Below are 23884 nucleotides of genomic sequence, written 5' to 3'. Positions count from 1 at the left end.
CATAAAAAAGACCACCTCAGTTCAAGGTGGTCTTAAGTGTGGGAGCTATCTTTTATCAAAGATTCGCTTTGGCATATTACTTAAGCTTAACTCAATGGGCGGCCTTCATAGTCACCCGTCAAGGTTTTGAGGAAGGCTTTGATAGCATCAACTTCTTGTTCTGACATCTCCACACCGACTTGATACTTACCCATGTCGTAGATGGCTTTGTTTAACGTATCCGCATGACCATCATGGAAGTATGGCGGCGTCAGTTCAATGTTGCGTAACGTTGGCACTTTGAACTTATGCTTATCTTCTTTATTGCCAGTGAAGTTGTAGCGACCAAGATCTGCATCGGTCATTTCTGTGCCACGGTCTGCGAAGTAATCGGCTTTCATACCCATGGTTTCAAACGTTTCACCACCCATAGCTTCACCTGCGTGACAGGTTTGGCAGTCGTATTTCTTGAACAACATCAAACCATATTTCTCATGTGAGTCCAGTGCATCCGTATTACCCATCAAATACTGGTCGAAACGGCTGTTTGGTGTGGTAAGCGTTTTCTCAAACTCGGCAATCGCGTCCGTAATGTTGTTGCCATTGATGTCACCTGAATAAACCTTTTTGAACATCGCGACCATTTCTGGGTCTTGGCTTAACTTGTCGACAATTTCATCCCAATCCACAGAGCCCATTTCAATTGGGTTAAATGGAGGACCACCAGCCTGATCTTGCAGATCTGCAGCACGACCATCCCAGAATTGCAGTTTGTTGTACACGGCATTGAAAACAGTTGGCGCGTTAATACCACCGACTTGACCATGAATGCCAACAGAGGTTACTAATCGGTCCACGCCGCCTGTATCAAGGCTATGGCATGATGCACATGAGACACTATTGTCTCCTGACAATCGCGTGTCATGATAAAGCACCTTACCCAACTCAGCTTTATCTGCATCAGTTTCAAACGTGGTGTAAATTGGCTGTAGGACTTTGCCTTTACGCTCTTCAGATACAGGCGATTGCGCATGACGCTCTGATCGTTTTTCGCGAATCCACTTTAACAGCGTGTGCTTTTCATCTTTTGACATGCTTGCTGACCAGTGCATGGTTAGGTAAATGGCTGGCGGCATGGAATCGTCGTAAAGCACTTTCTCAAGTCGAGCAAGCGCAACCTCAGACACTGGGTCACTTTGCTTCACATCATCAAACAAATTGGTCATATCAAAGTGGCGCATCGCGACTTTGACGTCCGCTTCCATTATCTGTTTCGCGACTGGTATTTCTGAGTAGAAAGGCATTTCGCTATTTGGTGTATGGCAGTAACCGCAGCCTTTGTCTGCCAGTACTTTCATTGCTTGGTAATCCAACGTAGATTGATCTAACGAGCTAAATTGCGTCAGATTCTGTTGAGCTACCTTTTTATCGTCTTGGTTCACCATGTAAACGGTACCGAAGTAAGCCACCAAACCAACTCCCACGATCCCTAGTGCTATTTTCTTTTTATTCATAACTGTTCCCCTAAATCAGTTAAGGCGAAAGTTATTGAAATGCCCAAATATTTAAAAATGGGAAAAAGGAATTGATATTAATCGAATATTTAGATGAGCAACTAATTTAACATCTAAAGTTTATAAAAACAGACACTTGTGGAGATAAGTAAAAAATACAACATAAAAACAACAACTTAAAACCAAAGCTTTTATTGATATGAGTCAAAAATGGTATATATACCCAAGTGACTTCAAGATGCAGGATTCAGAGCGCTGTCATTGACTCGAGAGTAAGGAAAACAACGCAGTGTAATAGCTAGCTCTTTCCAAGTTGTTTGACGCAGCAATCGGGTCAATGACACGCTCCCAAAGGGCGAGCTGCCTTGGCTTGTATACTTTGTTGCCGATTCTTGATTTAGAATGACTAGATCTTTAAATCGCCGCCGCGTCTACAAACCAAGTCATTCTCGCTGAACCTAGCATCTCGAGGTTACTTGGGTATAACCACAATGAATCAAAATTGAATAAAAATAAATCAGAGGGAAATAAAGTAGGAATTTAGGAAGGAATTGTAGGCACAAAAAAAGGCAGCTCGTGAGCTACCTTTTTCGCAAGTCAGCAAATTAAATTATGCTTTCTTAAGATCTTTAGCTGGGTAAGTTAGCGTTTTTTCGCCAGCTTTAACGTGCGCATAAAAACCGCCGCTGCTTAGACCTGTAACAACCATTTCGCCTAGCTCGATACCTTTAGTAGCTACTACTACGTCACCGATTGAAAACATATTTAATACCTTGTGTATGTAGATTATGACCTTAAGTCGTTGGCGGTATTTAATCTGAAATCGCACCCTTAAACTAATCAGGTTTTTTGTCGTTATGATTAACTTTTATTATTACCAAAGTCCTTATATTTAAAGGGATTGTAAGGGTATGACGAAGATCGCTTTTACCGTCTTAAACTCAGAGAAGTAAAGGGGAGATTTCCCCCTAATGAGCTAAGATGGAGGAATCATAATTACCTTTGATTATGCTTTTGCTCTCTGGAGATAAACGATGAAAAATGGTCTCACTATTCGTGCTTTAGAACGTTCAGACCTGCGCTTTATTCACGACCTCAACAACAACCGCAATATTATGACGTATTGGTTTGAAGAGCCGTACGAATCCCATGATGAATTAGAGGAACTTTACCGCAAGCACATTCACGATGATGCTGAGCGCCGCTTTGTCGTAGAAGATGAACATGGTGTATTAATTGGTCTGGTAGAGTTAATAGAGATTAATTACATTCACCGTAGTGCAGAATTTCAAATCATCATCGCACCAGACCATCAAGGACGTGGCTACGCGGAAGAGGTAATCAATCGAGCTTTGGATTATTCGTTCTCGATTCTTAACCTGCACAAAATCTATCTTTTGGTTGCTTTAGACAACGAAAAAGCCGTTCACCTATATCAAAAGTGCGGCTTTATTGAAGAGGGGCATTTGGTGCAAGAGTTCTTTATCAACGGCAGCTACCGTGACGTAAAACGCATGTACATTCTACAAGAACAATACCGCGAAAAGCTCGAGAATAATCAATAACAATAAAACAACGGTAAGCGAACACCTGCTTACCGTTGTTTTAAACTGATTTATTGGTTTTTCCAGTTGTAACCGACACTTAGGAAATACAACGCTGGGTCATCAAAGTTCGCAACGGGAATGCCCGCCAATTTGATTTCAGATGAATCAATTAGCATTGCTTCAAATGCTACAGATACCGAGCTTGCTTCATCAATCTTGTAATCAAAACCAGTACCTAAACGATAAGATTTACCAGCAGGAATCGTAAGGTCACCGTTTGACTGATCTGCGTACATACTCGTATCAAACGCAAAACCCGCATTCCATGTCACCTTACTGTTGATCTTGTATTGGGATCCAATCGCGACTTGATAAGTATCTTGTGTTTCCACTCCCATCAAGGTGTCGTACGCGCTCCAATCTTGCCAATTCAAGTTACCCATAAGGGCAAGTTTGTCGTTTAGCTCATGATAAGCACTAAATACTACCTGTTGAGGTAACACTGCGCTGGTTGTCAGGTCTTTATCTGCGAAGTCGAATTCTGCTTCACTAGAATAAGATAAACCTAAACGTGTGCCCGAGTTCAGCTCATAAAGCGCGCCAACACGACCATTCACTTGGACATCGGTATCTTCAATACCACCGGCTAGCGAAGTTCCGTCCACTTTTACATCCATATCAAGAATCCCGTAGTGAATGCCAAGCGCAGCACCCACAGACCACTGTTCGTTGATACGGTAAGAAGAAGAAGGCTGAACCGTTACGGCTTGAGTGATGGCATTAGGAATATCGATACGGTTAAAAAGCTGGTCATATTCCAATCCCAGACCATAATTCCCATACATACCAATGCCTAAAGTCCACTTGTCGTTTACCTGTTGGCTATAGAAGGCTGAGCCAAGAGGCACGTAACCTATGATATTACCGGCATCTCCACCATCGATGGTATCTAGCGTTGCATCACCATACAAGCTAATCAGATGACCAGAGAAAGATTGACCCGCTACATTGGATAAACCTGCGGGGTTAGCCGCCATTACTGAGGCATCATGCGCTCGCGCTGCCATACCAGCAGAGGCTAAACCAATATCTGTGGTAGAAGTCTCGTACAAGTACAAGCCTCCAGCCTGAGCTGCTGCACATGAAAGGAGGGACCCCACAACAACGAATTTGGTAAGATTTTTCATATTATATTTATTCCACTTAAGCTAACGATACCCAAGTGACTTCAAGGTAGTGCGCTCCCGAAGGATGAGGTTACTTGGGTGTACATACGTCATCCAATCCCCTTCAAAGAACAGGTAAGTAAACAAACTTTGGATAAGTAAGGACGGACTATTCAACGTTGTATAAAACTAAGTGGAAGCATAATAGGAAGTTCTATCACCTATGGTTATATGCGTTATAACCTTATTTTTATTTGGCTGAGAGAAACAAAAAAACGCAGCCCGAAGACTGCGTTTTAATCCCAATGTGAATGAGCTTAAGCCCTTTGTTTATTTCGCCCTTTCACTTACAGCTTTTCAACACCCATATTGAACAACGTAAAGCTGTAAACATCGGCGGTTTTCTCGATAACCTTACTAGTCGGTGTGCCTGCACCGTGACCTGCATTGGTTTCGATTCGAATCAAAGTTGGGTTTGTACCCGCTTGTTTCGACTGTAGCTCAGCCGCAAATTTGTAAGAGTGCGCAGGCACCACTCGGTCATCGTGATCACCCGTTGTTACCATGGTTGCAGGGTACTTAACGCCGGCTTTGACGTTGTGTACTGGCGAGTACCCTTTGAGGTAATTGAACATCTCTTTACTTTGTTCTGCTGTACCGTAGTCATAAGCCCAGCCAGCTCCTGCTGTAAAGGTGTGGTAGCGAAGCATATCCAATACACCCACTGCTGGCAGTGCCACTTTGAACAGCTCTGGGCGCTGCGTCATCACCGCACCAACAAGCAAGCCGCCGTTCGAGCCACCGTTAATCGCGAGCTTTTCTGACGAGGTGTAGTCTTTATCGATAAGGAACTCCGCTCCGGCAATAAAGTCATCAAATGAGTTCTGCTTCTCTAACTTGGTGCCGGCATTGTGCCACTCTTTGCCGTACTCGCCACCGCCACGAATGTTCGCGACAGCGTAGATACCACCCATTTCTAACCATGCTGCTCGGCTTGGACTAAAGTAAGGCTTTAGACTGATGTTAAAACCACCGTAACCATACAAGATTGTTGGTGCGCTGCCGTCCATCGGCGTGCCTTTCTTGTAAGTGATGATCATTGGAATCTTAGTACCGTCTTTCGATTTGTAGAACACCTGACGAGATTCAAATTGAGCAGAGTCGAATGGCGCGTTCGATTTGTGGTAAACCTCGCTGTCACCGTCTTTGATGTCTAAGCGATAGGTCGTGCTTGGTGTCTTGTAATTGGTGAAAGAGTAGTAGACTTCAGCGTCTTCTTTCTTACCCCAAAAGCCGTAAGCACTGCCGATGTCTGGTAGCTTGATTTCACGAATGAACTTGCCGTCCATGTCATATTGTTTGACCATAGAAAGGGCATCAACAATGTAGCTTGCGAATAGATAACCGCCCGCGGTTGATGGGCTAAGCACGTTGTCAGTTTCAGGTATTAAATCTTTCCAATTCTTCGGCTCAGGGTTGCCCGCATCCACCGTCACCACGCGTTTGTTTGGTGCATCTAAGTTGGTGACCAAATACAGCTTGGTGCCTTTGCTATCAATCACCCAAGTATCAGAATTGGTGTCATCCAAAATGGTTTGCAGCGGACTGTCTGGCTTGGTCAAATCTTTGAAGAACAGTTTATTGCCAGACGTTGAAGTGCTTGCCGAAATAAACAGGTAACGTTGGTCGTCCGAAGTGTAACCACGAACGTATCGGTGCTTCTCTTCCTCTGTACCGCCGAAGATAAGCTTATCCTCACTCTGCTTAGTGCCTAACTCGTGATAGTAAAGCTTGTGTTGGTCGGTTTTTGCCGAAAGCTCGCTGCCTTCTGGCTTGTCGTAACTTGAGTAGTAGAAACCTTTGTTCCCCAGCCAGTTTACGCCGCTGAACTTAATATCCACTAGCGTCTCACCGACAGGCTTTTTGGTTTCGGCATCAAGCACAATCACTTTGCGCCAGTCGCTACCGCCTTCTGAAATGCTGTAAGCGACTAAAGAACCATCTTTGGTGAAGCTCACGTTCGCCAACGAGGTCGTGCCATCTTCGCTAAAGGTATTTGGATCGAGAAAAACCTCAGGCTTGCCATCATCAAGTTGGCGGTAAAGCACGTCTTGGTTTTGCAAACCGTCGTTCTTGTAGAAATAGGTGTATTTACCTTCTTTGAATGGACGCCCTAACTTCTCGTAATCCATCAACTGAGTTAAGCGTTCTTCAATCTGGTGACGATAAGGAATTTGCGCCAAGTAATCGAACGTGACTTGGTTCTGCGCTTTGACCCAATCTGCCGTTTCTTTACTGCGGTCGTCTTCTAACCAGCGGTATGGGTCACTGACTTTGGTACCAAAATATTCATCCACCACATCGACTTTCTTTGTCGTTGGGTACTTCACCGCCATTTTGTGTACGTGTTCAACCAATTCCTTTGTTGAGTCTTCGGCATAAGCACTCGGCAATATGCCCGTCATCGCAAACGCGGTCACCAGCGCTAAGGTTTTCTTTTTCATAGACTTCCTTTTCTGTTTTTGTTTTATGTAATGCACCAAGCATCTTACCTATATTAGAGAAATGATTCTAATCGTCTGAATAAAGCTGTGAATCCACGGAGACAAAGTGACTCACTTTGCCTCCGTGAGATAGACAAACCTCGGTTTATAGACCGACTTGCATTAACTCAGTTCAATGCTTCGAGACACACCCGACTCCGCGGCAAAATCTTGGTCGTGACTGATAAGAATAAAGCCGCCTCGATACGCGCTTAGTGCCTGAGCAAGCATGATTTTCGAATCCAAGTCGAGGTGATTATCTGGCTCATCCAAGAGCAACAAAGGCTGCGTTGGTTGATGACTGACAATCAGCATAGCGAGCTTCATTTTCTCGCCGCCACTCAATACGCTGCCCAAACGAAATACACTGTCTCGGCGAAAACCAATGCCTGCGAGTAATGTTCTGGCATCGCTCTCTTTCATCCCCTCACAATGTTGCATCAGGTTTTCCAACATGGAGAGTTCAGGCTGTATCGCACCAAAGTGTTGGTCGAGATAATAAAGCGGCGTATTGATTTGTAGCTCACCACTTTGCAGTGAGAACTCCCCCAAGAGGGTTTTCAGTAAGGTCGATTTACCGCATCCGTTTTTGCCCAACAAATGCAATTTATCATCCGCATGAACTTGCGCAGTGATGGGTTGAGCCGACCCAAATGGCAACATGCCTTCTAAAAGCGACACAACTTTTCGTGAACGATTTTGACTGTCTGCCAAATACAGTTTTTGCCCTTTGATTTGCTCTTTACGCACTCGCAAACTTTGCTCTTTCTCTTGCAGATGCGCTTGGCGAAGTTGCTCGTTTTTATTACGACTGGCAGCTCGGGCTGTAGCTTTATCTTTCATGCCATCAAGTAAGATCTTTGGCTGACTGCCATCCTTTCTTAGCTTGTTACCTTGAGCCGCTCTTTGTTCCGCTTTCTCACGATTGCGCTGAGCTTGTTCTTCTAATTGCTTTTTTTGTTTATCGACACTGGCTAACTGGCGTTCCACCGCTTGTAGTTCGGTGTGCTTTTGCTCGGCATACACATCGTAATTACCGCCAAACACTTGCAAGCCTAGTCCGGACAGTTCCCAGATTTCCTCCATCTCGCGAAGTAATTCTCTGTCATGACTGATGAGCAGAATCGCTCCTGAGAAATTGCGCATCGAATGAATCAACCACTGCTTGGCATGTGTATCAAGATGGTTCGACGGCTCATCAAGGATCAGTAATTCCACTTCGCTTTCGAACATCTGCCACAGTTGCAAACGCGCTAACTGCCCGCCACTCAATTGCGAGCAAGGAAAGTCTGGCTGTGGCGGCAAACCCATGGTTTCTAACTGCTTAGCAAGTTGGATGGGCAAATCCCATTGTTCACCCACCACCTCAAACAGATCCTCAGAGCAATCGCCCATTTCGATCTGCTTGAGCGCGCTTAGCACTTTGTCCTTTGCTAAAAACTGGGCAATCGACAGCTCTCCCCCCAACAAGTGAGATGGTTGCTGGCGATACACCGCAAAGGACCTTGGTAAGGTTACTGTACCGCTGGTTGAGGTTTGCTCACCGCTGAGTATCGATGCAAATACCGATTTTCCGACACCGTTGCGCCCAACTAACCCAACACGACGTTTGGTCATAGAACATGAGATTTGCTGAAACAGTGTTTCGCCGTTACCAAATTGATGACTGATATTGTAAGCCTGTAAGACTGGCATAATTTGCCTCCTGTATGACAGGGACAACAGCCGTAGCTTGAGATAAATCTAGAGATGAGATCGATGCAAATACACGCGCCCATAGAAGCGCTTTAAACAGAAAAATGGTAACTGCAAAGAAATATCGGAAAGTGAGCTACGCCTACTAACCCTGTAAATCCAAAAAATAAAATGAGAGTTGGATGACAGGTTTAGTTGTTCATGTTGGCGTAATCTCCTAAAGAAGTGATGGGCAAAGTCTAAAGGTTTTCTTGTATAAAAAGCAAGCGACTTCTGTCACAAGCCGCTTTCAAACCGAAAGCTCGTTTGGATGCCCTCGCTTACAAGGGCAAAAACCTAGGATTGTGCTTCAAAGTAAATTGTAGGTTTGATATCAACCAAAGGCGTGCCATCCAAGCAGTCCAAACCACGCACTTTAATTACTCCCTCGTCGATAGACTCAATCGGTATTACCGCCGCGCCAATAGGGTTTGGTCTGTGCGGAGAACGTAAAGCAAAGGTGCCCTTCTTCCCTTGCATCATTTCAGGTTGGCGGTTCGCACCAGAAAGCCAATACAGAACCAGTATTTTCTGCTCAACCTCAAGTCCTAGAAGCCCTTGGTGATACTGAGATTTAAGTTGAATTTCACACACAGGTCCATCTTGTGGCTGAATGTTATTTGGGCACTGAGAAACCTCAGTATATGGCGTACGAATTTGCCCAATAAACTCAAGTTGTGGGGTTTGAATTGTGTTCATATCAACCTCTATTTTTGTTCTGACTTCATCGCTGAAAAAGCGTAAATGGTAATAGTGACCAAGATGATTGAACCACCAAGAATGCTTGCCATTGCAGGAATTTCATCAAAGAAGAGTAATGCCCAAAGTGGTGCTAGCACGGTTTCAATCATCAGAATCATGCCAACTTCAGGTGCAGTGATGTAACGAGTCGCAACTTGTGAAAGCACACGCCCAAACGGCGCAGTAAACAGCCCCATCAAGCCCATAATCAGCCAAGTGTTCGCGCTGTAAGTTGAAGGCGTTGCCCAAAACAGCATTGCCATCGCTAAGAACAGCCCACCAAAACCAACGCTTGCCATGCGGCTTACGTGCTGATGCTTACGCAATTGCACCTGGTTGAGCGACAAACACACCACAGCAAACACTGCTAAGCCATCGCCAATCCAGTTACCCGATTTAAAAGAACCAGAGACCACAATCGCAATACCTACCATCACAGCAACAATCGCAATCCACGTCGAACGCTGGGTCACTTCACCCAAAAACCACCAGCTAAACAATGCAGCCAAAGCTGGTGCTGCACTCAGAATCACAAAGGTATTGGCAACCGTGGTGAGCTTAATGCTCATCACCAAACCAGCAGCACTGCCGAGCATCAATAAGCCAGACAACAAGACATGCCAGCCGCTCTCTTTCACCGCTCGAACCAGACCGCGCTCATCGCGAAGCTGGATAAATATTGGCATCGAAATCGCGGTAAACAAGCCAAATAGAAATGCGGTATCCACCCCACTCACGCCCGAGAAACGAATAAAAATTGGGTCTAGGCTCATCAGCAGTGCACCAACCAAGGTAATCATCACCCCGGCAAAGCGAGCCCCTTTGGCGTTTAGATTGTTCATAAATGCCGTTGTCATCGTCTTTCTCCTCAAGAAATAAATCATACTTGCTAGTATGATTTTCTAATTTCAGAGTTGTGTCAACAAAAATCATACCGTATAGTATGATTATCAAATCAAGAGAATCTGAGCATGAGCAAGATCGAGCAAAACCGAGAGAAGAAACGCCGAGCTATTTTGGAAGCCGCGAAAGAGAACTTTTTGTCCGAGGGATATGTATTAGCGAACATGGATAAAATCTCTGCCCAAGCAGGTATGACAAAGCAAACCGTGTATCGTTACTTCCCATCTAAAGCAGCGCTATTTGAAGCAACATTGCGCCAGATAGGTGAAAACATGGATGGTGGCTTCATTAGTCACCTACAAAAGGATGATCTGCGAGGAGCACTGAACTCATTTGGTGAACACTTTGTTTCTTTCCACCTTTCTGATGAGCACTTGGCGACCTTCCGCTTGTTGATTGCAGAAAGCGCCAAAGCGCCTGAGATCACGACGATCTTCCGCGAAGTCGGTCCGGACGATACCGATGCCAAACTCACTCAGTTCTTCCGAGATCGTTTCGATATTAAGGAACCAGGAACACAAATTCGCCTCTGGACAGGTATGCTACTGTCGATCCGCTCTAGCGTTCTAATGGGAATGGAAAAGCCAACGCAAGCTGAGATTAAGGAGCACGTGCAAGAAGTGACTGAGTTTTTGTTGGCAGCGATCGAGCATCAGAAGTGAACTAAAATCCATTACTCACCGTAATAGCCAAAGAGTGAAAACACCAATGGGAAACGGCTATGAATCTTTTGATTGAATCGGTTGAGGGTGGTATCTACCTCGCTTACAACGTAGAAAACCAAACAAGATCGTTGATCTTGAACGAGCACAAGAGCCCACTCACGTTCGCCAGCCTCTGTGAGGCAAGAGACCACTTCCGAGGAGAAGGATACTCCTCAGCCAAACTGGTCCACCTCAACGCATCCGATGAGATGTGTGGGGAAAGAATACGCTGTGACATGCCATTAGAGATTGAATTGAGCTGGTATTAACACCAGCTCTTAGCTATCAGACCTGAGCTTTGCCTACAGCGATTTGGCGCTTCCTCATCATCAAGACCATGGTTGACAACAGTGACATCATATACACTATTGCCAGCGCAGTTGTGCCATCCACATTCAGCGCGCTCGCTATAGCGACGAGGACTGCACCTCCCATCATTCTCAAAAAGCCATCAATGGAAGAAGCTAAACCAGCACAATACTGAAATGGTTCCAACGCCATGGAAGTCGCTGCGCCAGCCAACAAGCTAAATCCGCCGCTCGCCATTCCTGCCATCAGGAAAAATCCACCAACTTCACCTTCGGGCATTAATACCAAGCCTATTCCTGCCATTGCAACCATGATCGTGCCGGTTAATACCGTATCAATACGTCCCAACCTGTTCATCACTTTAGGTGCAATCACACTAAATAGGATTTGAGAACCGCCAATCAAGCCAAACATCATAGAGAACTCGACTTGGCTTAAACCTCCTTGCTGCATTGCCACTACTGGAGCGACAGAGACATAAGTTAAAAGCCCGCCAAAACTCAACAGGTTTGCCAATGCAAACACCTGGAAGTTCTTATTACTTAGAATGTCTTTGATATTGCAACGCAATGCCACCGTGTTCTCGATATCAACCGACACCTTAACTGGCTTTGGGCTGTCAAATCCGACGGTCGCTAACACCATAAGTAACAGTGCCAACCCTGCCATCATATAGAAGCCACCAGCCCATCCCCAAGCCATGGCTAAACCACTACCAATCAATGGCGCGATGGTTGGAATCGCACTAGTAACACCGCCGATGTAACTCAACAGCCTTCCTGCATCATTTCCTTGGTAATTGTCTCGTACCCACGCCATAGCGGTGATCATGGTAAAGGAAGCCCCAATGCCCTGCATTCCTCTCGCGATATATAGTACTTCCATATTCGGTGACAATGACGCAAGAATACTGCCCATCGCGTAAACCAACGTACCAAGCACAGCCGAAAACCGACGACCAAATCGGTCTGAGATTGGCCCAGCTAATAACTGGCTCACCCCCAGAGCAAGAATATAGATAGAGATGGTTTGGCGCATATCACCATCGCTAGCACCAAACACATCCATCATCTGAGGAATGGACGGCAAATACACGTCAATAGCAAGAGGTCCAAGTGGTACTAAAGCGAAAACAACAATCAGTGGCAAAAGCCTATTACCTGCCTTCTCCATGCCCCTACCTCACCGTGCAATCAGCATAAACTGGAGCAAAGAGTGCCACTTGAGTTCGCTGTGAAATGATCTCTAAATAATCGCGCATTATCTGAGGTATCGAAAGCTCACCGATCATGGTTAGATTTCTCAGCTCCGAAAACAACGCGATGTCATCAATCGTCAGATCTCGTGTTGTGTTTACAACAGACATCATATCAACCTCAGGCACCATCTTGAGCAGTGCGCCCTCAAGTTGAGGTAAGTAATCTTCGGTCGTGCTCAGCAACTCAGCTAAAGAAGCACCTAAATACTCTTCTCTAGAGTGAACAAATAATGCCATTGCCGACTCCGTGCTGAGTTCAGGGAGCCCAAGCAATGGCATGCGCGGATAACACAGCTTGGCAGTATATGGCTTCAAATCATCCAACATATCCTGAACGATGGTCGATAGTGTATAGCGACTAAAATAAGGCTCGACGTTAAGGGAACTAGGAAGTTGGTCCAAAAAAGCAAAAATATCGAGACTCTCCGTCATAAGCTCTGTTTGCTTTTCCGCAGCAGAAGTGAGCTGCAAAATAGGAACGGTAAACTTTTCTAGTTTCGCAGCGACCGATGGTTCGAGCTCTCCCAATGGGAATGTTTTGACCTTAACATCCAGATTCTTCAACCCAATTAATGCTTTAACTCGCGTACAGTAAGGACAGCTATCAAACGTATGTAATGTCATCATTTTCCTACCCCTCCTAGTTTCCATGCCAGATGGAATAAGCCATACGCTCTACATGAGCAGGAAGGTTTTGTTCATAGCCTACCCAATGTTCGAACTTTGGTAGCTTCACTGAATGTTTGAGTTCTTCTGGAGTCTTACCAGCTTGCATACCACTCCAAACCGCATCAAACAACGCTTTGTTAAATTGATAATCTTCTTCAAATGCTTCGGCTGATGAGACAGGCATGTGACCACTAATGACAGTGTCAAATGCTAATTCATTCCGCGCACGTTTAAAGGTATTCAAAATGCTGACGTAGTTATGCGTATTCAAACGGTGTGGTTCATTAACCATACCCGGCAAATGCCAATCAACGGCGAGTAGGACTTTGTCTTTCGGCATATGAATGATGCTCATGCAATCCCCATCATTAGGACCGTAGTAATGCAAATCGACTTGTTTGCCACCTAAACTCACGCTCATGGTGTCATCATATGTTTGATCTGGTTGAACAACGCGGTTCTCTAAGTCTCGACTTAAAAGCTCAGTACACTTTTCTTGAGAGATGAACTCTGCTCCCTGCTCTTTAAAGATCTGACCGCCGCGAGAGTGGTCAAAATGGTCGTGTGAATAAATCACCTTTTTGACTGGTTGCTTGGTTAGCTTGCTAATTTCTTGCATCATTTGCTTGGATCGCGCTTCACCGGACGGGTCCGTCACAATCACCCCTTCAGGCGTTATAACAACTAAGCTGTTATAGAAATACTGCGAGTATTGATAAACACCATCTTTCAACTCAATCATCACTGGTTTGGTTGGGTCAAATTGCACCGCTTCAGCCGCTACCGTTGAGCTCATCAAAAGCCCGCCAATCATAGCTTGGTAAATCATCTTCATAGGACACACCTTTTGTCTTACTTGTCTTTGGTGTTGCTAAAGATAATTTGTATACTTTAATGAAACAATTGAGTAAAAAGTAACTTCATAACATACAAAAAGTATCGAATGGACAAATACAAAAACATGCAACTGCTCTGCACCGTGGTAGAGAAAGGCAGTTTCGCAAAAGCAGCAAAAGCAATAGGCGTCACACCCGCGATTGTCGGGCGACATATTGCAGCCATGGAAAGCGAGTTAGGGTTTGTACTTCTTAATCGCACAACTCGGAGCATGCAGCTGACCCCAGGAGGCAGAGCCTATTACGAGGGGTCACGTGCGATTCTCGAAAACATAGAGCAGTTAGAAGACTCTTTAACTAGCGCCCACCAACTGAATCCAACCGGATTAATCAGACTTTCAGCCCCAGATGCAATGGGACCTTTTCTGATGAAAGCGATTAAGGTATTTCGCCAAACCTATCAGCACATCCGCTTTGATTTGGTGTTGTCCAATAGTCACGTAAACCTGATTGAAGAAGAGATTGACCTAACTATCCGTCTCTCATATGACTTACAGGATTCTTCCTATATTGCAACGAAACTAGGCAGTTCTAGCTTTGGATTGTACGCAGCACCAAGCTATATCCTTGAACACGGGCAGCCAAATCACTACAAAGAGTTAGAGCAGCATGATTGCTTACACATGGGGCGCTCGCGTTACGGTGATAACTGGGTGCTGCAGGTAGAAGGTAAGAGCATCACCTATCGCCAACCATGGGCGGCAGTCATTTCCGATACCCATACTCTAATCGCCGCCATGGTAGATGGCATGGGAATCTCTATGATGCCGAGTTTGTTTGTGCACAAAGAACTAAAACAAAATACTCTTGTTGAAATCAAAGGCGTGGCTGAATTCCCGCTGGTCAATATTTACGGAATGTATCCTACACGTAAACATGTACCCTACCGTTTATCTTTGTTCTTAAATCACTTAAAAGCATGGTTTCCAAAACATTTGCAACAAGCATAATTTGCCAAAACTTTGAGCGATTTCGGGATCTTATCAACACATTTTTTGTTAAAGGCGTACTATGCTATTGGTAGTGTATTCCACAAGAGGGCGTGGTTATGAAATACAAACATATCCTAGTCGCACTGGAACTGTCTGATGAGAGTACTGTGTTGATTGACCGAGCGGTATCTATGGCGAGTTATCTCGATGCCGAGATTTCTTTTATTCATATCGATGGTACTCATGGCGAAATTTATCGTGAGCTTGTCGATATTAAAGCAAACCCAGACCAAAGACCGTTGAATGAACATTCAATGGAGTGCTTGAAGTCCTTTAGCGATTACATGGAGCAACCATTGAAGCACTTCTTCGTAGGCACTGGTGATTTAGCGGACAAACTGGAAGTGACTATCAAAGAACAAGAAGTTGATCTGCTGATTTGTGGTCACCATCAAGACTTCTGGAGCAAGATCATTTCTTACTCAAGACATCTGATCAACAAGTCTCCGGTTGATATTCTAGTTGTACCAATTCACGAATAGCGTGAATGAACCATCCCAAAAGCCGCCAACGATGGGCGGCTTTTTTGAGTTTCTTGTTGGCTCAATTAAGGCTCTATTTCACCAATCGAATACAGCACCAACTCTTGTGGGTTATTCCCTTCCCCTAACGAGTGAATGTCTTCCCCTTCTTGTTTGAGCTCATTAATCAGTTTGAGCGCTTTATCTTGCTTCACACCAATAATGGTCGGCATTTCAGAGGCAGAGACACCAAAACGCGTTGCAATAAGCAAGTTTTTCACTTTAGTTTTATCCGATTCAAACATGACATGACCTCTTTAATTTCAATTATCTAAGCATAGCGAATCGCGATGAGAAAGCACCATGCCAACTTGAATAGGTAACGGATTTTCCTAAGGGCTAGACAAACAAGGAAAGTAAAAGCTTAGTTACTGAAAACGCGGTCAAAATAACTGAGTGGCGCCACCTTGGTATTGGCTCTTCGTTGCCACTTGCTGCTGTTCGCCACCAGCCACTTTTGTTCTGAGTTGGCTAAAATCGCTTGGCTCACTCTGGCTTCTCGCAACTCATGTTCCATCGCAAAAGCATGAGTATCACCTTTAGTGCTACCAAGATTGATCTGCGCGGAATGAAGTTCGGCGATTTCGGTTACACCTGCGCAACCGATAATGCCAATATCTGCGGAAAACTGAGCGAAAAAGTGCTCCGCCGCACCATCTACTACATCGCGGTCATTGGTACGAATACGCCCACCCGGAATCCAAGTTTCAATGTTCTCAAAATGAGAAAGAATGTGCGCCGCTTCGAAGTTATTCGTCACCACGCGAAGCTCACTGTGGTGGACTAAACGCTCTGCAATCAATGCGATGGTAGTACCGATACCCAAAAACAAAGTCGCGCCGTTCGGGATGGCTTTGACCACTTCATCTGCAATGATCTGCTTTTCTTGTTGATTGGTGACTTGGCGAGAAGCATAGCTGCGATTACTCAAGGTAGCAGGCAATCCGACACCACCATGATGACGTCGGGTCAGTCCTAATTGGCAAAGCTGATTAATGTCACGTCGAATGGTTTGCGTCGTGACTTCGAAGCGCTGAGCAAGTTCTTCTATCGCACAATATTCTTGCTGATGAACCAATTCAATGATGCTTTGCTGACGGACGTTGAGGTTATTCATTCAATGCTGCTTCTCGTCTGACTGCAGTCGCTTCAACTTTATAACTCTGTGGTGTGTCTGTGATCATCATGTCCACACCCCACAGCCAATGCGCTTCAACTAATTGAGGGAAGTTCGGTGTATAACAAAATAGTTGGTAGCCAAACTGCTTGATTTGCTTAGCCTGCGATTCGGTCAGGAAACGGTAATCACAATGCACGCTGTAAGCATCAATGTGTTGTAGCACGATAGCAAAATCATCAGGAATCTCTTGCCACAACTGTCCTCTTCTTACTTCTGGCAGATAGTTTCTCATCGTCACCAAAGCTTCCGTATTAAAGCTAGAGAACAGAATCATGTCCGTATCCGCATCCAAGCGCTCAATTACCTGTGCCACCTTTTCACACAACAAATCAATTTCATCGCCTGAGTAGATCTTCAATTCAATATTGAGCTTCACGCCAGCCTTTGCGGTGAGTTCAAGCGTCTCTTCTAAGCTCGGGATATGCTCGCCAGCGAAGTCATCACCGAACCATAAGCCAGCATCAAGTAACCTTAGCTCATGCCAAGTCAGCTCTTTCACTTTACCGCGACCATTTGTGCAGCGGTTTACGGTTTTGTCATGGATAACCACAGGGATGTTGTCTGCACAGAGTTGAACGTCGATTTCAATCCATTCACAGCCAAACTCAATAGCGCGTTGCATTGCCGATAAGGTGTTTTCTGGAGCCAAACTGGATAAGCCTCGGTGTGCCGTTATTGTCATTTTTTATTCCGTCTTTTTCATTTGTTTTCAAATGAACTATCTCAGCCCTCAATGACGGTTTAATTACAAAATCGTGACGAAAATAATGCTCAAATAAGTTCATTTTTCTGTAACTAGAACGTCATTTGGCTCATTTAATGTTCATTTGAATTTTTTGAAGCGGATTCATTATCAAAATGAAAACCTGCAAGGGAACAACCTGTTCAAATCATCTATGAAAAGGAATCATTATGGCTATTAAACACCTCGCCGGACTTGCAATTGCAGCGGCATTCATCAGCACGCAAGCACAAGCAAAAACAGAGGTTGAGTGGTGGCACGCAATGGGTGGCGCACTAGGTAAAAAGGTCAACGAAATTGCCGCAGACTTTAACGCAAGCCAATCAGAATACGAGATCAAGCCAGTTTACAAAGGCAGCTACGCAGAAACCATGACCAGTGCAATCGCCGCATTCAGAGCGAAAGAGCAACCAGCTATCGTGCAAGTGTTCGAAGTGGGCACGGCGACAATGATGGGGGCAGATAAAGCGATTTATCCCGTTTATAAATTGATGAAAGACACCAAAGAGTCGTTTAATCCAGATGATTATCTTGCGGCAGTAACGGGTTACTACACCACCAATGAAGGCAACATGCTTTCACTGCCATTCAACAGCTCCACTCCTGTGCTTTATTACAACAAAGACATGTTTAAGAAAGCAGGCGTAGCAAATCCACCTAAGACGTGGAAAGAGATGGAAGAAGTGTCTCGTAAACTACTGGCGTCTGGTGCGAAATGTGGTTTCAGCACAACCTGGCAATCATGGACTCAAATCGAAAACTTTGGTGCGCGTAACAACGTTCCTATTGCCAATAACAACAACGGCTTTGCTGGCTTAGACACAAAATTCAAGTTCAATGACTCAGCGTTCGTACATCATATCGAACAGATGGGTAAATGGTCGAAAGAAGGCATCTTTAAGTACGGTGGTCGTCAGTCTGATGGCATGCCACTGTTTTACACCCAAGAGTGTGCAATGACCATGGGCTCTTCCGCAGGTCTGGCGGGCATCAAAGAGAACATGAAAGGCGTTGATATCGGCGTAGCACAATTGCCATACGATTCAGAGCTAGTATCTAAGCCACAAAACACCATTATCGGAGGAGCCTCTCTTTGGGTGCTTCGTGGTCACTCAAGCGAAGAATACAAAGGCGTGGCGAAGTTTTTCTCTTACCTTTCAAGCCCTGAAGTTCAAGCAGATTGGCACCAATTCACTGGTTACTTACCAATCACTAAAGCGGCTTATGAGCTAACGAAAGAGCAAGGCTTCTACACTAAGAACCCAGGCACCGACACAGCCGTTCTGCAAATGACGTCGACAAAGCCAACGGAAAACTCGAAAGGCATTCGCTTTGGTAACTTCCTGCAAACTCGCGACATTATCAACGAAGAGCTGGAAGCGGTTTGGGCAGGAAAAGCAACAGCACAAGCTGCGCTAAATAATGCGGTTCGTCGTGGTGACGAGCAGCTACGTCGCTTTGAGCGCACACAGAAATAACGAACCTTAATAACGAACAGTGATGCACCGAGTCTTATTCCAGTAGGTACTCAGAGATGCACTCTCCCCGCCCATCATGGGTGGGGAATTCGTTTACACACCTTGCCTGTTTTATTTTGGTATTTGTATGTCCTCACCTGTTGTTTTTAAACACAAATGGCTTCCGGTTGCGCTGATTGCGCCTCAGTTGGTGATCACCTTGGTGTTCTTCATCTGGCCGGCAGGACAAGCCATTTTCCAATCTTCACAACTTGAAGATGCTTTCGGTATGAGCCGTGAGTTTGTGGGTTTAGAGAACTTTGAAACGCTCTTCCATGATCCACTTTACCTAGATTCGTTAATGACCACGCTGCAATTTAGCATCAGTGTTGCGGTGCTTGCTCTGGTCAGTGCGCTGATCCTTTCCGCTTTTGCCGAGCAAATCATCCGTGGCGCGACCATGTATCGCACTTTCTTGATTTGGCCTTATGCGGTGGCTCCGGTTGTCGCAGGTTCACTATGGCTATTTCTATTCGATCCAACCATCGGTGTGATGACCGAACTGTTGAATCTGTTTGGCGTAGACTGGAATCCAACGCTCAATGGCACCCATGCTATGTGGATGGTGATCATCACCTCGACATGGAAGCAAATCAGCTACAACTTTCTGTTCTTCCTTGCGGCGCTTCAATCAGTACCCAAGTCTCTGCACGAAGCCGCGGCCATTGACGGCAGTGGTCCAATCAAACGCTTTATCACCATTAGCTTCCCGCTGATTTCACCAACCAGTTTCTTTTTGTTGGTCGTGAACTTCGTTTACGCGTTCTTCGATACCTTCGCCATCATCCATGCGATGACACAAGGCGGTCCGAGTAACAGCACTTCCACCTTGGTTTATAAAGTCTATAACGATGGTTTTATTGGTCTGGACTTAGGCTCATCAGCAGCGCAATCCGTCATCCTGATGATCTTGGTGGCTTCCCTAACCGTGATTCAATTTAAGTATGTTGAGAAGAAGGTGGCGTACTAATGGTAGAAAGAAGACCGTTTTTTAATCTGTTTTGTCATGTCATTTTAATTCTTGGCATTATTTCGATTGCGCTTCCCGTTTGGATTGCGATCGTAGCAACCACACATGAGAACAGCGCGTTCGCTACTGGTACGCCGCTGTGGTTTGGCGATTTGGGCTTTAGCGTTTTCACTGACTTGTTGAGTAACGACACCCAATACAACAACAATACTTTGCCAATTGGCAACATGCTGCTGAACTCCTTCATCATGGCGATGTGCATTACCATCGGCAAGTTGAGCATTTCCATCCTGTCAGCGTATGCAGTGGTGTTCTTCCGTTTTCCGGGACGAATGCTGGCGTTCTGGATGATCTTCTTCACGCTGATGTTACCAGTAGAAGTGCGCATCATGCCGACATTTGAGGTGATTACGAACCTCAACATGCTGAACTCATTTTACGGCTTAACCATTCCATTGATCGCCAGTGCAACGGCTACTTTCTTGTTCCGTCAGTTCTTCTTAACGGTGCCGAATGAGTTAGTGGAAGCAGCACGAATTGATGGCGCAGGACCAATCAAGTTCTTCTTCGATATCTTGTTGCCTCTATCGCGCACCAACATCGCCGCACTATTCGTCATCACCTTCATTTACGGCTGGAACCAATATTTGTGGCCGCTTTTGATCACCACAGACGTGCAGTACTACACCATCGTGATGGGCATTAAACAGATGCTTGGAGTGGTTGATGGCGTGATCGAATGGAACAAAATTATGGCCACCACCATTATCGCCATGTTGCCACCCGTGATTGTGGTAATTGCAATGCAAAAAGCCTTTGTTAAAGGTCTGGTAGATTCGGAGAAATAAATGTCCACATTAACTCTTTCTAATATCGCTAAATGTTATCCGAACGGCTATCAGGCGATCCAAAAACTTAATCTCAATATCTGCGACGGCGAAATGGTCGTGCTGGTTGGCCCGAGTGGCTGCGGTAAATCCACCTTACTTCGCATGATTGCAGGGCTAGAGGAAATCAGCTCAGGAGAGCTTAAGATCGACACCACAACCGTCAACGATCTCGAACCTGGCGAGCGAGACATTGCCATGGTATTCCAGAACTACGCCTTGTACCCACACATGACGGTGTACAACAACATGGCTTACGGTCTGCGCAACCGCAGAACACCGAAAGCGGAAATCGAACGATTGGTTCACGAAGCGGCAAAGATGCTGGAGTTGGATCACCTACTCGACCGCAAACCAGGGCAGCTTTCTGGCGGACAACGTCAACGTGTGGCGATGGGGCGCGCAATTGTACGTGAACCAAAGGTGTTTCTGTTCGACGAACCACTGTCCAATCTAGACGCCAAACTGCGTGTTCAAATGCGTTTGGAAATCAAGAAGCTTCAGCGTCGCCTCGGAACAACATCGGTTTACGTTACCCACGACCAAGTTGAAGCAATGACGCTGGCGGACAAACTTGTTGTTTTGAACAAAGGTAATGTCGAACAAGTTGGCACACCGCTAGAGATATACGACAACCCTGCATCTTTGTTCGTCGCGACCTTTATTGGTTCACCATCCATGAACATCTTAGATGGCAATGTTAGCGTTGACGGCATCACTATCGGTGACGCGCTGCTTCCTGTCTCCACAGCAAACTTGGCTCTTGGCGAAATAAAGCTAGGACTTCGTCCAGAGCATTTACAAATCAGCCAAGATAACCCATGGTTGCAAGTAGAAGTCGAATTGATTGAATCGCTCGGTGCCGATCTGTTACTTTACTGCCGCACAGAAGGTGGTGACTCACAAAAGCTTGTTGTTCGTGTAGAGGGACATACGCCAATTCAAATTGGCGACAAGCTTGGTCTAGACATAAAGCCAAAACATGTTCATCTATTTGATGCCAACACAGAAAAGCGTATCGAGAGTACACTGGCTTCCGCGGTATCACTGCAAGGCGTCAGTGACGAAACTCAAGCAATCAACCCTAGAGTAAACAAGCAAGGAGTGGTGAATGCCTAACCCGTTATCAGAGCTCAAGTTAGAGAGTCTGAAACAGATCGAATGGCTGCTAACCGACGTGGATGACACATTGACTTGGCAAGGCAAGCTGCCACCTGAAACACTCATTGCGTTAGCCGAGCTAGAGCGTGTCGGCGTAAAAGTGGTGGCAGTAACAGGCGCATGTGCCGGTTGGTGTGACCAAATGGCAAAGATGTGGTCACTGCATGGTGTGATTGGTGAAAATGGCGCGTTTTGGATGAGAAAAGACGCGGCAGGATTCCACACCACCTTTGCTCGCCCAGCCGAAGCAATGCGCAAAGAACAACGCGCATTACAAGAAAGTATTTCCGGCATTTTGGCAGGCTATCCCAATGTCGAGTTCAGCCAAGATCAGAGTTTTCGCTACTGTGACGTTGCGGTGAACATAGCGCAAGATAGAACACCTGTTTCCCCTTCCACGACAATGGAAATTCTTAACCACATTATGAATTTGAATGTGGAGTCTAATCCCGTCAATGCAACATTGAGTTCGATTCACATCAATGCTTGGGTCGGTAGTCACAGCAAGCGTACAAGTGGTGAAGCGTACATTAGGCAGTTCAATAACGGCGAATTACCGAGCTTAGAGCGCATCACGTATGTGGGAGATTCACTCAATGATGAAGGCATGTTTGAGTGGTTGCCAATGACCTTTGGCGTGAATAACATTCGCCCTTTATTGGCGAAACTGAACCATCAACCTAACTATGTCACACAAGAGAACGGCGGCTATGGGTTTGCTCAATTGGCAAGCTTGATCGTTCAAGCAAAAAGCCTGTAATTCAACAGCATGTCCATTCGCCCTTCCGCTTTTCTTAAGTCGGTGAATGGACATTATTTTTGTCTCTGATAAATAAAATCTCTATTTATCATTCGCAATTATCGTTTTGTTATCTACCAAAAACGCTCAAAAAACTCTCGTTACTAATTTGCTCTCAATCCCTTGCTATATATGGCGTTTTTTCATTTCGTACTACTTACCATGCTCAGAACGAAGCAATCCGCAACAAAAATTGATTGTTGTCCTAACTAATTATTTTTGTTTGTCGCATTCAAAAGCAGCCCATATTATCCGCAGCACAAGGGATGACATTCCTTACGCTCTTTAACAATCAAATGCCGTACTTCTTCATCTGACAACTTTCCTACTGATGTAAAAATTCCCTTTTGATTCCCATTTTCAAATTTTTACAACCACTGCGCAGAGCATTTAAAGCTGTGTTCTGCATTACAGTCTATTCATGTAGGAAATCATCGTGGATAAATATCAAGCTGCATACGCTAAGCGTCTAGAAAAACTGAAGGGCAATCGTTCGCCAAAAACTATTGCACGTATTTCGGCGTGGGATGCATTTTTTAACAAAGAATACGAGATGCAAGATCTAGAGTCTCAAATGGCAGACTCTGCTCGTCATCACTATGAGCAATCTGACGTTAAAAATGAAATCAGCTTTGGTTCATTCAAACGCGCATTCTATAAAGAATCGATCGTGATTTATGACCTAACCGATGGCGCTTCAATTCAGAAAGTGTTCACACCGTTACTTGTGCTAACAACAGCATGGGTACTGTTCGTGTGTTTTACCCAGTAATTGAATAACCGAATTAAATAAGCAATAGATAAACTATTGGCAGAGTGTTTATTACCTTTGTTCAATACAAACAGTTGAGAGTTTAAGGATGAAAGGAAGAAACATTGCGGCATTTGCCATTGTGGTGGCAGCATTTGCGTTTGGTTATGGCTTTAAATCCTATCAAGAAGCGAATGGTGTCATTTACCCAACCTTTAAGAAGGAGTTTAATCTCTGATGCCTAAGATTACCCTTCTGCTACTCGCAACGACTGTCGGTATTGGCGTTACCGGTGCTGCATTCTGTGTTGGCATTACTTATGCGTTCACACAACTGCCAATCGAACAAATTCTATCGAGCTTATAAAAAAGTAGAGCACTTCGGTGCTCTACTTTTTTGCT

The 23884-nt window shown here is 45.1% G+C and carries 26 protein-coding genes; 13 read left to right on the top strand and 13 right to left on the bottom strand.

Annotation, left to right across the window (positions count from 1 at the left end; all coding sequences use genetic code 11):
- Window positions 1–86 precede the first annotated feature (86 nt).
- Together OH459_RS06105 and OH459_RS06100 are read right to left on the bottom strand one after the other, a co-directional pair.
- Window positions 87–1493: a cytochrome-c peroxidase gene (locus OH459_RS06105; RefSeq protein ID WP_050934758.1), complete on the bottom strand. Its 1407-nt coding sequence runs from the start codon at window positions 1491–1493 to the stop codon at window positions 87–89.
- A 610-nt stretch (window positions 1494–2103) separates the two neighbouring features.
- Window positions 2104–2256, bottom strand: a complete 153-nt coding sequence (locus OH459_RS06100; protein WP_005452601.1) for a hypothetical protein — start codon at window positions 2254–2256, stop codon at window positions 2104–2106.
- 271 nt (window positions 2257–2527) lie between these two features.
- Here OH459_RS06100 and speG point away from each other — a divergent pair, with 271 nt between their 5' ends.
- Window positions 2528–3058 carry a spermidine N1-acetyltransferase gene (speG, locus tag OH459_RS06095; protein WP_005452602.1) on the top strand — a complete coding sequence of 177 codons (531 nt, stop codon included), beginning with the start codon at window positions 2528–2530 and terminating at the stop codon, window positions 3056–3058.
- 50 nt (window positions 3059–3108) lie between these two features.
- Here the strand turns inward: speG and OH459_RS06090 are convergent, their stop codons facing one another.
- The 5 genes from OH459_RS06090 to OH459_RS06070 all read right to left on the bottom strand — a co-directional run bounded on the left by OH459_RS06090 (window position 3109) and on the right by OH459_RS06070 (window position 10081).
- Window positions 3109–4227: an OmpP1/FadL family transporter gene (locus OH459_RS06090; protein WP_269986040.1), complete on the bottom strand. Its 1119-nt coding sequence runs from the start codon at window positions 4225–4227 to the stop codon at window positions 3109–3111.
- 326 nt (window positions 4228–4553) lie between these two features.
- Entirely contained in the window at window positions 4554–6710 is a 2157-nt protein-coding gene (locus tag OH459_RS06085) for a prolyl oligopeptidase family serine peptidase (protein ID WP_053053694.1), read from the bottom strand.
- A 162-nt stretch (window positions 6711–6872) separates the two neighbouring features.
- A complete protein-coding gene (locus tag OH459_RS06080) occupies window positions 6873–8444 on the bottom strand; it encodes an ABC-F family ATP-binding cassette domain-containing protein (protein ID WP_269986039.1) in 1572 nt (523 codons plus the stop codon).
- Window positions 8445–8780: 336 nt separating this feature from the next.
- Entirely contained in the window at window positions 8781–9182 is a 402-nt protein-coding gene (gene tsaA / locus OH459_RS06075; RefSeq protein WP_269986038.1) for a tRNA (N6-threonylcarbamoyladenosine(37)-N6)-methyltransferase TrmO, read from the bottom strand.
- Between the two features lie 8 nt (window positions 9183–9190).
- Window positions 9191–10081, bottom strand: a complete 891-nt coding sequence (locus tag OH459_RS06070; RefSeq protein WP_009697078.1) for a DMT family transporter — start codon at window positions 10079–10081, stop codon at window positions 9191–9193.
- 114 nt (window positions 10082–10195) lie between these two features.
- On the opposite strand from OH459_RS06070, the gene OH459_RS06065 reads away from it, so the two are divergent.
- Together OH459_RS06065 and OH459_RS06060 are read left to right on the top strand one after the other, a co-directional pair.
- Entirely contained in the window at window positions 10196–10789 is a 594-nt protein-coding gene (locus tag OH459_RS06065; protein ID WP_269986037.1) for a TetR/AcrR family transcriptional regulator, read from the top strand.
- Window positions 10790–10848: 59 nt separating this feature from the next.
- Window positions 10849–11100 (top strand): DUF6482 family protein, encoded by a 252-nt coding sequence (locus OH459_RS06060; RefSeq protein ID WP_005452623.1) that lies wholly within the window; start codon window positions 10849–10851, stop codon window positions 11098–11100.
- Window positions 11101–11116: 16 nt separating this feature from the next.
- On the opposite strand, the gene OH459_RS06055 is transcribed toward OH459_RS06060, so the two are convergent.
- The 3 genes from OH459_RS06055 to OH459_RS06045 are packed head-to-tail and all read right to left on the bottom strand — an operon-like array spanning window position 11117 to window position 13902.
- Window positions 11117–12313: a multidrug effflux MFS transporter gene (locus OH459_RS06055; protein ID WP_047513985.1), complete on the bottom strand. Its 1197-nt coding sequence runs from the start codon at window positions 12311–12313 to the stop codon at window positions 11117–11119.
- Between the two features lie 4 nt (window positions 12314–12317).
- A complete protein-coding gene (locus tag OH459_RS06050; protein ID WP_269986036.1) occupies window positions 12318–13025 on the bottom strand; it encodes a glutathione S-transferase N-terminal domain-containing protein in 708 nt (235 codons plus the stop codon).
- Window positions 13026–13038: 13 nt separating this feature from the next.
- Window positions 13039–13902, bottom strand: a complete 864-nt coding sequence (locus OH459_RS06045) for an MBL fold metallo-hydrolase (RefSeq protein WP_269986035.1) — start codon at window positions 13900–13902, stop codon at window positions 13039–13041.
- A gap of 108 nt (window positions 13903–14010) precedes the next feature.
- On the opposite strand from OH459_RS06045, the gene OH459_RS06040 reads away from it, so the two are divergent.
- Window positions 14011–14913 carry a LysR family transcriptional regulator gene (locus OH459_RS06040; protein WP_081053542.1) on the top strand — a complete coding sequence of 301 codons (903 nt, stop codon included), beginning with the start codon at window positions 14011–14013 and terminating at the stop codon, window positions 14911–14913.
- Window positions 14914–15011: 98 nt separating this feature from the next.
- Window positions 15012–15437, top strand: coding sequence for a universal stress protein (locus OH459_RS06035; protein ID WP_049537950.1), 426 nt, complete (start codon window positions 15012–15014; stop codon window positions 15435–15437).
- 65 nt (window positions 15438–15502) lie between these two features.
- On the opposite strand, the gene OH459_RS06030 is transcribed toward OH459_RS06035, so the two are convergent.
- The 3 genes from OH459_RS06030 to OH459_RS06020 all read right to left on the bottom strand — a co-directional run bounded on the left by OH459_RS06030 (window position 15503) and on the right by OH459_RS06020 (window position 17338).
- A complete protein-coding gene (locus OH459_RS06030; RefSeq protein WP_009703435.1) occupies window positions 15503–15721 on the bottom strand; it encodes a hypothetical protein in 219 nt (72 codons plus the stop codon).
- 119 nt (window positions 15722–15840) lie between these two features.
- Window positions 15841–16593: a DeoR/GlpR family DNA-binding transcription regulator gene (locus tag OH459_RS06025; RefSeq protein WP_005452636.1), complete on the bottom strand. Its 753-nt coding sequence runs from the start codon at window positions 16591–16593 to the stop codon at window positions 15841–15843.
- Complete coding sequence (locus tag OH459_RS06020; RefSeq protein WP_053053680.1) at window positions 16586–17338, bottom strand: glycerophosphoryl diester phosphodiesterase; 753 nt, start codon at window positions 17336–17338, stop codon at window positions 16586–16588. Before OH459_RS06020 ends, OH459_RS06025 begins: the two co-directional genes overlap by 8 nt.
- Before the next feature lie 230 nt (window positions 17339–17568).
- Here OH459_RS06020 and ugpB point away from each other — a divergent pair, with 230 nt between their 5' ends.
- From ugpB to OH459_RS05980, 8 genes are all read left to right on the top strand, one after another.
- The gene (gene ugpB, locus OH459_RS06015; RefSeq protein ID WP_053053678.1) at window positions 17569–18876 is read left to right on the top strand and encodes a sn-glycerol-3-phosphate ABC transporter substrate-binding protein UgpB; all 1308 of its coding nucleotides are present in this window, start codon (window positions 17569–17571) and stop codon (window positions 18874–18876) included.
- A gap of 127 nt (window positions 18877–19003) precedes the next feature.
- Window positions 19004–19885, top strand: a complete 882-nt coding sequence (gene ugpA, locus OH459_RS06010; protein ID WP_005452642.1) for a sn-glycerol-3-phosphate ABC transporter permease UgpA — start codon at window positions 19004–19006, stop codon at window positions 19883–19885.
- Window positions 19885–20733: a sn-glycerol-3-phosphate ABC transporter permease UgpE gene (gene ugpE / locus OH459_RS06005; protein ID WP_009697068.1), complete on the top strand. Its 849-nt coding sequence runs from the start codon at window positions 19885–19887 to the stop codon at window positions 20731–20733. Before ugpA ends, ugpE begins: the two co-directional genes overlap by 1 nt.
- Window positions 20734–21891, top strand: coding sequence for a sn-glycerol-3-phosphate import ATP-binding protein UgpC (locus OH459_RS06000; RefSeq protein WP_050908611.1), 1158 nt, complete (start codon window positions 20734–20736; stop codon window positions 21889–21891).
- The gene (locus OH459_RS05995) at window positions 21884–22693 is read left to right on the top strand and encodes an HAD-IIB family hydrolase (protein ID WP_050941107.1); all 810 of its coding nucleotides are present in this window, start codon (window positions 21884–21886) and stop codon (window positions 22691–22693) included. The genes OH459_RS06000 and OH459_RS05995 overlap by 8 nt, the downstream gene beginning before the upstream one ends.
- A 475-nt stretch (window positions 22694–23168) precedes the next feature.
- Window positions 23169–23504 carry a hypothetical protein gene (locus OH459_RS05990; RefSeq protein ID WP_005452650.1) on the top strand — a complete coding sequence of 112 codons (336 nt, stop codon included), beginning with the start codon at window positions 23169–23171 and terminating at the stop codon, window positions 23502–23504.
- An 88-nt stretch (window positions 23505–23592) separates the two neighbouring features.
- Window positions 23593–23721 (top strand): hypothetical protein, encoded by a 129-nt coding sequence (locus tag OH459_RS05985; RefSeq protein WP_005426337.1) that lies wholly within the window; start codon window positions 23593–23595, stop codon window positions 23719–23721.
- Window positions 23721–23849, top strand: coding sequence for a hypothetical protein (locus OH459_RS05980; RefSeq protein WP_005452653.1), 129 nt, complete (start codon window positions 23721–23723; stop codon window positions 23847–23849). Before OH459_RS05985 ends, OH459_RS05980 begins: the two co-directional genes overlap by 1 nt.
- Window positions 23850–23884: the final 35 nt, after the last annotated feature.

This window comes from Vibrio sp. MM46 (assembly GCF_027587135.1).
GTDB classification, from domain to species: domain Bacteria; phylum Pseudomonadota; class Gammaproteobacteria; order Enterobacterales; family Vibrionaceae; genus Vibrio; species Vibrio harveyi.
This window is presented reverse-complemented; position numbering and strand designations above follow the sequence as displayed.